We start from the raw sequence: 11437 nt of genomic DNA on the forward strand, positions 1-11437 counted from the left end.
AATAGCTAAATAGCTAAATCACTGAATTATGTTTCATTAGCAATAGCAATTATAAATTATCCTGTAATTCCTTTACTCAGTTTTTCTAACAGCTTTTTTTCTAATCGCCTCTCCAATCATCGCTTCTGTATTGAAAAATTGCTTTTTGAAGTACTCATTAATTACCTTGCTTCGTTTGATAGTTTTTCGTATAAACAGCCATATTATACTGAACAATGCGATTTCTAAAAATCCTAATAGCAAACAAATAGCAACTTTTCCGCCAAAAGACTTCGGGTCTACTTCAGACCGACTGATACGATTTACTAAACCAATTACAATTTCTTTTGGTAAAATATCTTGGACCACTATTAGGCAAACATAAATAATTAACGTGGTGCAAGGAATCGCGATTTTAAAAAATGAATCATCAAACTTATCCTTTAGAAAAAGAGTCGTGTTTTTTTTAAAAAAATCTTCACTCAAGGCCATTCCGATAATTGTTGATAGCAAACTAATCCCTGTCCACCACTTGCTACTCATTAAACCAACAAATATAATAAAGCTAAAAAGCAGATAGACAAATTTCTTCTTTATATTCATGCTAAAGGAAAATGTATCAAAAATGATAGGAAAGAATAAAAAAATAATGATAACCATTTCAAGCGCATCAGTTAGTTCTGTAAATCCCTTTATATTGATTATACGTTCATATATTCCCAATGGGAAAATAAAAGCGATGATCACTTCAATCCACCGGAAAGAAACAATGATAACGCCAAAAAATGTTTTGACAGTCGCTTTTAGATTAGGTTTCGAATTATCCTCTTTCGTTGCGATAAACTTATCTTCTAATTTCAACGCCTTATCCACTATTACATAAAAAATCGCTAATGCTGTTTGGGTAAATAGAAAATAATAGATATTTCGTTCCGTCTCAAAAATGCGCCATACAAGAAACAGTATTCCTTGAATTGATAAAATGCACAACAAAAACCACTTATTAACCTTCGGACTACTAATTTTTACTTTTACTAGTAAAATTAGAATTACCATTAGAATCATCATCAAACCAATCAAAATAAATATTTCCCCTACCAACATAATTCCCTCTTTTCTAAAAATGATTAATCTATTCCTCCATCATAATAAATACCTTATTTCAAATCATTACAATAATCGTCAAATGATAAGAACAAATTTTCTATAGAAAGATTCTGAGTCATACAATTTCCTTTTTATAAACCTTCTATCCACTGTTTATCGTTTTCTGATTCGCTTATACAAGGGTGTTTTGAATCATTTACATATGAGTAAATTTTATTTTTATAATGAGAAATAATGATAGCAACGGAACTTTCATTAAAATAGAATAGTAGCATTATAATAAGAAGACTATACTGGTGATAAATAGACATCTGCATAGTGACCTTGAACTTCCATCTCCTCATTTAGGGTAACAATCAATTTATTTGTTTTGAAATAGTCTACATATTGGAAGTATTTAATATCTCCTTACAAATGTTATGATAGACTACAACTTTTTTAGTCGGAATTTTACTACATAACTTCATCAATCTTTTTTGTGATAAATCTCCAATAAAAAATTATATGCAAAAAACTTAAACTTTGTATATATCTCTAAATCTATTTTTTTAATTTTGCACCGCCTTATCTTAATTCTATAATCTCAATAATTTAGGATCTTAATAATCTTGATAGTAAGGAATCTCGATAGTTCCATCCAATAATTTTTGAATAATTTCATTATTCAACATAGCTGCAAAAATCTTAATGGATTTTTCATCCACATAAATTTGTTTCTCTTTTGTATCAATTCTGGGTATCTCATCAATAGTGAAATAGTGTTCCTTTTGAGGATTTTTTGCATACAAATTCAATTCTTGAATAACTCCATTTAATCTCTCTAAGCTAATTTTTTGAATTGTCTTAGTAGATCTTCCTGAAAAAGTTGCATAAGTCTTTTTCAGGTTAATATTTTTGCTTGATTTGACCTTTTCAATTACCTCGTTTACCCTGTCATTACCAGATTTATCTTTGAAATAAACATCAGCCTTCTCTTTAGTTAACTTAAATTTACGATTCTCTTCATTACTAATAAACCTTCTGATTTTCTTTTCTGCATAATCATCTATCAGTGCATCAATTTTAAATAATTTATCTAGTTCAATAGCATTATATACTTTTAATCCAGTACCTTTCTCGTTTTTTTCTATACTACATACGAACCCTTCTTCAGGTAATAGAAAAATATTTCTTCTATCTAGAATGCCAATTTCACTAACACCAAGGTCTTTATCTTTTTTTCTTCTTTTTCCAAATAATATTGTCTTATCTTCCATCAACATTCTTTTTTTGAATGAGCTGATGTAAATACATTCATTCCTTGTATCTTCATCGATTTCCGTCAGTTTATAGATAATCGCATTAGGTTTAAAAACATTTTTTTTTTCGAATAATTCATCTAATGAGTTTAGCCATGAATCTTTATCATTAGAATCTTCAATAAGATCGTAGAATTTACTCAAAAAAAATAAATAGTTAGCAGAGTCTAACTCTTCTACCTTAAATCTTGGATATGTGGAAAAAATACTATCTCTTATTTCATCAAAGTACGGTAATCTTTTTTGACTAGGCATTACAATTCTTTTTGAGAATTTTCTTAATTCCTCATTTTCTATGTATAATTTTTTTATCTTTATCTTGTCAAGGTCTGTATACTCAACCAAATAAACCCCTGAAATGTCAATTTCCATTCTTTTCTCCTTCAATAATTATTCCAATTTCACTATTCATATTTAATTTTCCAAAATAAACAAAATCTGCATTTCCATTTATTATTTCTGATACTTGATTTGATTGAACAAAAAGATAAATATCCCTGTCTTCTTTATTGTCTCTTCCATTTATAACAGAATACTTTATTAACTGGAGACTTAAATTAGGAAAATATTCGCTAGAATTCGAATAGAAGAGATAAATCAAAAATTGTAAAAAAATCATTGAGCTAAATCCTGTTATTGGCCGTTCCTCTATTGATATTGTTGTCATTACAGGAACTAAAACACTCAACAAGAATTCACGCATTCCTAAATTATAATTTCTTGTAATGTAGGCAGATCTTTGTGTCCTGCTTTTTGAACCTTTTACTACTCCTTTCAATATCTTATTGACTATGCACAAACAAATAATTGATATAATCATCATTATGAATGTCAACAGAGCAATTATCTTCATACTGCTTAGTCCATAATCAAGAGGTAAAATGCTTTTAGTAACTTCATAATGTTGAAAAAATAGTATTAATAAGAGGAAAACATAGGCAGGTAAAAAAGATGATAAGAAATAAGTATTTCTAAAAGTTTTAGTCGAATTATGAAACATATACACCCTCCATAATTTTTTATAGATGCAAACAGACTTTATCAACTTTAATTTTATACAATTGGCGTATATGAACTACTTCGCCTTATTATTCTTCACAAAATCTCTACAATTCGCTAAATACGATTTTAATTCCTCAGGTTCAGGAATTCCTTCTCCTAAACCACCTGCTCTATCATGGACCCAGTTTGAACAACTAGCCATACCTGCTTCTAATTCTTCATACAGCGCTGTTGTAAAAGGCGCCTTCTTTAATCGTTGTGTTTGGATTGCTGGGCTATATCTTTGAACAGAATTATTGAAAAGAATCTCCTCTACAGTCCGTTCCCATGTTTCTCTTAACTCTTCACACCAAAGCTTGACTGCTCTTTCGTATTCTTCTATCGGAGCAGTATTTAATGGTGTAATACTTTTATGCAGTTTTTCAATATTTTGTAATTTATTTTGTAAACTACCTAATCTTTTATTTACAGACATACTAAGCCACGGAAGTGAATTTTGAAGAACCCCAGAACTTTGTTGAATCTTCCTAATTGTCGTAGCACAACAGTCTATTTCTTGCGTTTGACAAAGGTCTTGAACGAGTAATAAAAAAGTAATGTCATGGGTAAGAATAACTACTTGTTTCTTCTTAGCCTCTTCTACAAGTCGCTTAGCAATGACCTCTCGTCTTTTATAATCCAGTGAACACACTGGATCATCCAATATAATACACATATTGTCATCGTTCAGACCTGTTTCAGCGAGAAAATTTGCTAAAGAAATAGATCTTTGTTCGCCTTCACTTAGAATGTCAACTGGTGTTTTCCCTTTAACGGTTAATTTTTTTAGTGTGGTTCCTTTTCTACCTCTTTGTTTAATCGTGGCGGAAAAGTTAGCGTTTAATTTTTCGCATTCTTCATTAAATCTTTCTATATACTCGTTGGTTACAAAATGTTTAAACAATCTGCTTTGGAAATTGGTTATTCTTCCAGTAGACATATTTATCGATTTAGCTGTTTGTACCCACTTTAAATCTTTCAAATAGGCTTCGATTCTAGGTAAAAGCTTTTCAAGCTGTAATTTATCATGATACCAATCTAAGTAATTCTTGATTTCACTCAATTCTTTATCTACTTTTTCGGAATTTAAAGCTTCTTTATCTTTCTTTAGTGCCTCAAATGCCTCATCGAAACCACCAGTTTCAACCCTGTATTCTTCTACTGGTAATTTCCAGTCAAGAGATGATAAATTATCAATCAGAGAAGTATTAAGTTTTTCAAATTCTATTTCAGCATCCATCAATGCCTTACGTAAATCGGGCACACTTTTCTTCAACCAATCATCAAATTTAGATTCTTGTACTAATAATTGAAACTTTTGTTTTGCAAAATCTTGAGCTACTTTTTTAATATCGAGTTCTGCTTTTCTTAGTTCTTGTTCAGCCTTACTTTTCAAATACTTCCAATATTTATCAATAACTTCAATATTCCTAATATCCTGCCCACAAAAAATACAATGATCGATATCTTCAGTAATAGAATCATAATATTTCTTAGCAGAAAGAATAAATTCTTTCCATTCAGTACTTCCTAAATTGTAGATAGTCTCTCCATTGAGAGTTTCTATTCCTTCTTCAGCAGATAAAACCTTCAAGTTATTTCTAGTTGTAATCAATTCTTTCGTTTTCTCAATTCTGGAATTAGAAAATTTACTATTAAGTGCTTCAACCTTTTCTTTTACAAGAGTAAGATTCTCTTCATACCTCGAGCATTCTGCCATTTTTTCTTTTATATTTAAGCCTAAAAGAAAAACATTCCGTTGTTTCTTTTCCTTAAACTTTTCTTCGTCATCTTGTGTTATTATCGCTACTTCTCGCAGTTGCTTAATATCCGTTAGGCAATCTAGTTTTTCGACAATTTTCTTAATTTCCGTATCTCTATCAAAATATTCAACAAACACGTTTTCCAGATCTTTTTTATTTATTTCTGTCTTTAAACGATCATTAATCTCAGAAAAATAGTTTACGTACTTATCGAAAAAATTAAACTCTATAGGAGCAAATGATAGTTCTGTTTCATTCGTCAAGTCAGTCATTGCACTAACTGTGTCGAAAACAGAAACCTTTTTGAAATGATTGTGACTTGAATCGATTGGATAAAAGAAATCTGTAACGAGGCCTTCTTCGTTCTCAAAACTAAAAGTTGCACCAACTTCAGAATTGTTTGGAACAAAAATATTGGGTAAAATATTTTTATCACCTCTTGAAATGAACGCATTATTAAATAAACGAGTGTAGCCTGACTTTCCACTCCCGTTTTCTCCATAAATTAACGTTAGCTGATTTCCAATTTCTAGTGTTTCATTTGAACTTAAAGCATTCACTCCTCTTACACTAGAAACCTTTTTTAATTTAGCTTGATTTTTATCTTCTACATGATTGGTAAAACCCAAAAAACTAAAGGCACTTTTATGTAAATTTTGATCAGTTAAATTGAATTCTTTTTTTAACAATTGATAAATTTCATCCAGTTCTTCACTACTTAGAGATTTACCTTTGAGAATCGCATCCCCGATACATTGTTCCCAATAAGATTGTTCTTCCAACCAATCGCAAATTTTCAGGCCTATCATATATTAACCCCCTTAATTACAAACACTTTTAATAATAACATTTCTAATTATAAATAGGTTGTTAATTCCTGAACGGTCGATATTAGAACCTAAATGATCACATAAATCACGTTAATATCCACGAATCTCTCCTAGATAGTATTCAACTAAAAAGGATTGTTTATTGCCTATTAACTTAGTTTCAATAAACTCATTCTTCGTGCCATCTTCCCACAAATCTTTCACCATTTTCCCCTTCTTTTTCAATAATCATCCGTTATAATAAAGTTCACAAAATCACAGGAGCGCACCTAATGAACAAAAATCAAGATAACTTACCCAAGAAGACATCCACTCTTACCAAATTAATTATTATCCTAGTTGTTATCATTATCGGCTTAATCTCTTACATCGAAGCTACTAAGATAATGAATTCGAGCTCATCTTCAAATGATGGTCCAAGTAACTCCATAAGAGTTGTGAATACTTCCTCATCAATGGCAGAAAGTTCTTCAACAGAAAATCGTTCTACAATGAGTGATCCCACTTCTGTATCGACGTCTAGCTCTGAAGAATCCGAATCCTACGCCGTTACATTTCCAAAAGGATCAGTTTTCACAGGTGAAAATGATCTTTACGGTTTCGCAGTAACGACTTACCCGAATCGAGAAAATATGACTATGTCCTACAGTCCTAAGGGGAATTATGCACCAGATGCTCATATGAGTGTGGCAGCTTCATTTACCCCGATCACCATCCCCACAACGACTATTCAGGTAAACGAAAGTGGCATTGTGAAGGATGTCAAAGTAGCGACTGAGTTAAAGCTTTCATTGGCTGATAGCAGCAAACCAAGTCTTGAGTTTTTTACTCCTTTCAATGGTAATGATACGAAAATTTATGCTTATATGAACAACAGCGGACAAATGGTCCTTGCTTTTACTCCGCCTGGAAACAACGGTCCTTATACTACAGTTTCTATGAATGAAAAGCCCTATTAGGGTTTTTCTTTTTTGTACAAAAGCCACTCGTTCTTCGGGCGTTATTCTTCTGTCCATACAAAAAACCCCCAATATAAGCCACCATATATTTCAGTGGCTTATATTGGGGGCGCATATCACATCAAAAGACCATTCAATAGAAGATTTTTTCTTTTCTCAATCACCGCGTTCTTCAAATTCCAGCAAATAACTATCCATCTGCCCATTCTCGATGATCTTCATTTCGATCGTATCCCATTCCTTGTGTTCCAGAAGTTTTTGAACTAAATTATTTTCGATCTCCTCTCTCGAAATCGAGCCAACTTCATAATAATCTATAGCAGACAGATCATCTATTTCATTTCCTTCTTCGTCTTCTTCATAGCTTGAGTAAATGTCGTAATCAACCACAAGCTTATTACTCTTTCGCGCATACCTCACTAAATCATCTAGGCGCGCAACTTCATAGCCAAAATAGCTCAATGCCTCCTCTATTTCTTCTTCATCCCAACTATAGTGGGGTTCATTTTTTTCAAGGATTCGTTGAATTTCTTCTTTTTGTTCTTCCGTTAGTGATTCATAAGTAATCTTATTATCGATCACTCCATCTCCATCATTTTTTTGTTCAACTCTATATAAAACGTTTCCATCTCGGTCCAATAGATTGAACTTCTCTGCCTTTTGTCCGTTCAATAGCGTGATCCAGATCACACACCCTGGTCGATAGCCACCGTAAGATAATTTTGTTTTTTGATACTCTACTCTCACCTTTTCATCCTCCTCAACACCAACAATTTTTTCCCGCCATTATTATACAATGAGGCAATCGATGCGGACTAGCTGATTTCAGGAAATAAAAACCCCAATTGCGAGGGATTTTTAAATAAAATGACTTCTTTTATAAAAAAATTCAAAACAAAAAGACCGAACACTTCGATTCGTGTTCGATCTCATTATCCTCAACTAAGCCTTTCCAAAACATTGGCTATCTCAATCAAGACTTCTGAGACAGTCTCGGTTTCTTTTAATTCCTGCAATAGACTAATTGTTTCATCAGGCACTTTTTTAGTCAGCTGGCCTAGTGCCCAGACAGCGGTACCGCGAATGACTGGACGCTGATCCTGTAGACAGGCGCGAATTTCTGGGAGTGCTTCTTTCCCACCGAGATTGGCTAAGGCGATCAGTGCATTCCGCTGCAGCGGCTTCTTCCCGCGCCAAGAGCCTGCTAAGTGTCCGAATTGTTCCTTGAACTCGCGATTTGAGATGGATAGCAGCGGTGCTAGTTTTGGATGGACTTCATCGATTTTTGGTTCCATCTCTTCGTGAAAGTGAAAATCTTTACCACGGTTGTATGGACAGACGAGCTGACAAATATCACAGCCGTAAATGACGTTGCGCATTTTCTTTCTATATTGTTCTGGCATCATGCCTTTGGTTTGTGTTTGATAAGAGAGACATTTTTTCGCATTCATCCGACCGTCTCCTAATAAGGCACCGGTTGGACAACCGGTAATACAACGTGTGCAATCGCCGCAGCCGTTAGGCACTGGCTGGTCTGGCTCGAACTGGATATTGGTGATGATTTCGCCAAGGTACACGAAGGAACCATATTCTTCAGTGATCAGCAGACCGTTGCGACCGATAAACCCCAGACCTGCTCGTTGTGCGACTGCGACATCCACCAGCTCACCTGTGTCGACCTGCGGAGCAAAGCGCCACTCTGCTTGAACCTGTTCCGTTTCAGCCTGTTCTTTGATAAAGTCGATCAGCTTCTTCAGTCGTTCTTCTAAAATAAAGTGATAATCCGTTCCCCACGAAGCTCGCGCAAATTGCCCACGTTTTTCATCACGGGGAACTTTTTCGTGGATTTTGGTTGGATAGGCCAGAGCTATCGCGATGATACTTTTGGGGTCTTCAAAGGTTTCTTCTGGATACAGCCGTTCTTTAATATTTTGATGTTCAAAACCAGAAGTATGCCCCAGCGAGCGTTGCTCAATCAATGAATCCTCCAAATAATCGAAGGGCTCGGCGGTTGTAAAACCAATTTTATCTATTCCTAGCTGCTTACTTTTAGCGATGATCCGTTCTTTTAAGGTTTGCATAGTTCCACTCCTAGTTCGTACTATGGTAATCATTTTTCAAAAACTGGAAAAATGAGTCTGATTCTCTCCACGTATGTCATTCTACTAATCCCGCTAAAGATGGAAGTAGAACTGAGATCCTGATACGAAATTACAGGCTTACTATATCATATGTGTCTTGCTTGCAAAAGAAATCACCTGTTTTAACCGAGTCCTGTAGAGTAAATTCATCGATATTCACTAGTATTAACCATTTCCATAAATATATTTACTTCCTACAAATTCTTTAAAAATCAAAAATCCATCCAATAATTAGGTAGCAAACTAGTCAAACCGTGAGCAATGAAAAAGAAAACCCGTGCAACTATCAATGCATGATAGTTACACGGGTTATTGTTAGCCTATTTATTTTGCTCCATTAATTTCAACGCTTCTTCGACAATTCGCTCTACCGTAAAATCATACTCTGCCAATAACTCATTAGCAGGACCCGATTTACCGAATTGTTCGATCCCAATTGATTTTCCTTTAGCCCCTACATATTTTGACCAGCCTAAGGTAGATCCTAATTCGATGGACAACTTATTGTCGATTGATGGCGGCAAGACGGAGTCTTTATATTCTTGACTTTGAGCATCGAACAATTCCCAGCTAGGAAGAGAAACAACGTTGACCGTATACTGATTCAATTGTTCTTTTGCCTTCAAAGCCATTTCTACTTCAGAACCAGTCGCGATCAGGATAATATCCGCGGTATCCGAATCTTTTGAAAGGATATACCCGCCTCTTTCAGCTCCTTCGATCTTCACATCAGCAATGGCTGGAACATCGTGACGACCTAGAGCAATAAGAAATGGTCTGTTTTTGGATTCCACAGCTAACTTCCAAGCAACGATTGTTTCATTCGCTTCTGCCGGACGATATACGACTAGATTTGGCATAGCTCTTAGTGATGCAAGGTGTTCTACTGGCTGATGTGTCGGCCCATCCTGTCCAACTTGCAGACTGTCGTGTGTCATGATATAAGTCACCGGTACGCCCATTAAGGCGGAGTGACGAATGGCTGAACGCATGTAATCTGAGAAGACTAGGAATGTTCCACAATAGCCTCGCAATCCTCCGTGCAAAGTGATACCGTTAGATATTGACGCCATCGCAAATTCTCGAACGCCAAAGTGAATGTTTGGTCCTTCATGGTTCACTTCATCCATAAACGGCCGACCTTCGATAGTTGTTTTGTTTGAAGACGCTAAGTCCGCAGAGCCTCCTACAAAATACGGCAAATCCTGATAAATACGATTCAACATTTTTCCGCTGGCTGTACGTGTCGCCATCTTTTCTTCAGTAAAAAATTGCAATGTTTCTGAACGAAGCTCCGTTTTTCCTTCAATCATTTTTATCAATTCAGCTGCTTCTGCTGGATACGCCTTTTTATAGTCGTCAAAGCTTTGGTTCCATGCTCGTTCTTGCTTCTCACCTTCAGTGATAATCTGATCAAAGTTTTCTTTTACCTCTTCCGGAATAAAAAATTCATCGTACTCCCAACCAATCGCTGCCTTAATTTTCTTCGCTTCTTCCGCTCCCACTGGATTACTATGAATTTTCTCTGTCCCCTGTAAACTAGAGCCGAATCCGATGATATTCTTCACTTCAATTAAAGTTGGTTTACCTGTTTCTACTTGCGCTTGTTTAATTGCTTCAGCAACTTCATCGGTGTTATTTCCATCCCTTACTAACAGGGTCTGCCAATTCATTGCTGCAAATTTTTGATGGATGTCTTCATGAGAAGAACAGCTTAACGGTCCATCTGAAGTAATGTCATTTGAATCATAAAGAACAATCAGCTTGCCTAGACCCAATTTCCCAGCGATCGCAGCAGATTCTAACGCCACACCTTCCTCTAAATCGCCATCACCACAAATCGTATAAGTGAAATGATCAATCAGCTGATATTGCTCTCGATTAAACCGCTCACGCAAATGGGCTTCGGCAATCGCCAGTCCGACTGTCATGGAAAAACCTTGCCCTAATGGTCCTGTAGTCGCTTCTACGCCTGGTGTATGAAATACTTCGGGATGCCCTGGCGTTTTACTGTTTAATTTACGAAATTGTTTGATATCTTCTATTGATAATTCATAACCAGATAAATGAAGTAATGAATAGAGCAGCATCGAGCCGTGACCAGAAGTCAATACAAAGCGATCTCTATTGAACCAATGAGGATTATTAGGGTTGTGCTTTAAATGATAGCGGAACAACTCGTAGCCCATCGGCGCCGCTCCTAAGGGGGCTCCCATATGACCATGTTTTGCATTTTCGACACTATCTACCGTCAAGTTCCGTATTGTCGCGATTGTTTTTTTATCAATAGTATTCATTAGTAATTCCTCCAACAAATTC

At 35.2% G+C, this 11437-nt stretch carries 8 protein-coding genes; 1 reads left to right on the forward strand and 7 read right to left on the reverse strand.

The features are described 5' to 3' along the window. Nucleotides 1-72 precede the first annotated feature (72 nt). From J9537_RS17395 to J9537_RS17410, 4 genes are all read right to left on the reverse strand, one after another. Nucleotides 73-1083 (reverse strand): hypothetical protein, encoded by a 1011-nt coding sequence (locus tag J9537_RS17395; protein WP_070508951.1) that lies wholly within the window; start codon nucleotides 1081-1083, stop codon nucleotides 73-75. A gap of 602 nt (nucleotides 1084-1685) precedes the next feature. After that, nucleotides 1686-2756: a hypothetical protein gene (locus tag J9537_RS17400; RefSeq protein ID WP_070537566.1), complete on the reverse strand. Its 1071-nt coding sequence runs from the start codon at nucleotides 2754-2756 to the stop codon at nucleotides 1686-1688. After that, nucleotides 2746-3384, reverse strand: coding sequence for a hypothetical protein (locus tag J9537_RS17405; RefSeq protein WP_070508962.1), 639 nt, complete (start codon nucleotides 3382-3384; stop codon nucleotides 2746-2748). The genes J9537_RS17400 and J9537_RS17405 overlap by 11 nt, the downstream gene beginning before the upstream one ends. Nucleotides 3385-3459: 75 nt before the next feature. Next, nucleotides 3460-5997 (reverse strand): AAA family ATPase, encoded by a 2538-nt coding sequence (locus J9537_RS17410; protein ID WP_070537563.1) that lies wholly within the window; start codon nucleotides 5995-5997, stop codon nucleotides 3460-3462. A 293-nt stretch (nucleotides 5998-6290) separates the two neighbouring features. Between J9537_RS17410 and J9537_RS17415 the strand changes: the two genes are divergently transcribed. After that, nucleotides 6291-6977 (forward strand): hypothetical protein, encoded by a 687-nt coding sequence (locus J9537_RS17415; protein ID WP_218257672.1) that lies wholly within the window; start codon nucleotides 6291-6293, stop codon nucleotides 6975-6977. 156 nt (nucleotides 6978-7133) lie between these two features. On the opposite strand, the gene J9537_RS20715 is transcribed toward J9537_RS17415, so the two are convergent. From J9537_RS20715 to tkt, 3 genes are all read right to left on the reverse strand, one after another. Beyond that, complete coding sequence (locus J9537_RS20715; protein ID WP_245001361.1) at nucleotides 7134-7724, reverse strand: hypothetical protein; 591 nt, start codon at nucleotides 7722-7724, stop codon at nucleotides 7134-7136. Between the two features lie 191 nt (nucleotides 7725-7915). Further along, on the reverse strand, nucleotides 7916-9058 hold the full coding sequence (queG, locus tag J9537_RS17430; RefSeq protein WP_070508970.1) for a tRNA epoxyqueuosine(34) reductase QueG: 1143 nt from the start codon (nucleotides 9056-9058) through the stop codon (nucleotides 7916-7918). Between the two features lie 380 nt (nucleotides 9059-9438). Beyond that, nucleotides 9439-11415 carry a transketolase gene (gene tkt, locus J9537_RS17435; RefSeq protein WP_070508974.1) on the reverse strand — a complete coding sequence of 659 codons (1977 nt, stop codon included), beginning with the start codon at nucleotides 11413-11415 and terminating at the stop codon, nucleotides 9439-9441. Between the last annotated feature and the right edge of the window lie 22 nt (nucleotides 11416-11437).

Origin of the sequence: Enterococcus raffinosus, from assembly GCF_019175485.1 — a bacterium.
GTDB classification, from domain to species: Bacteria; Bacillota; Bacilli; order Lactobacillales; family Enterococcaceae; genus Enterococcus_A; species Enterococcus_A raffinosus.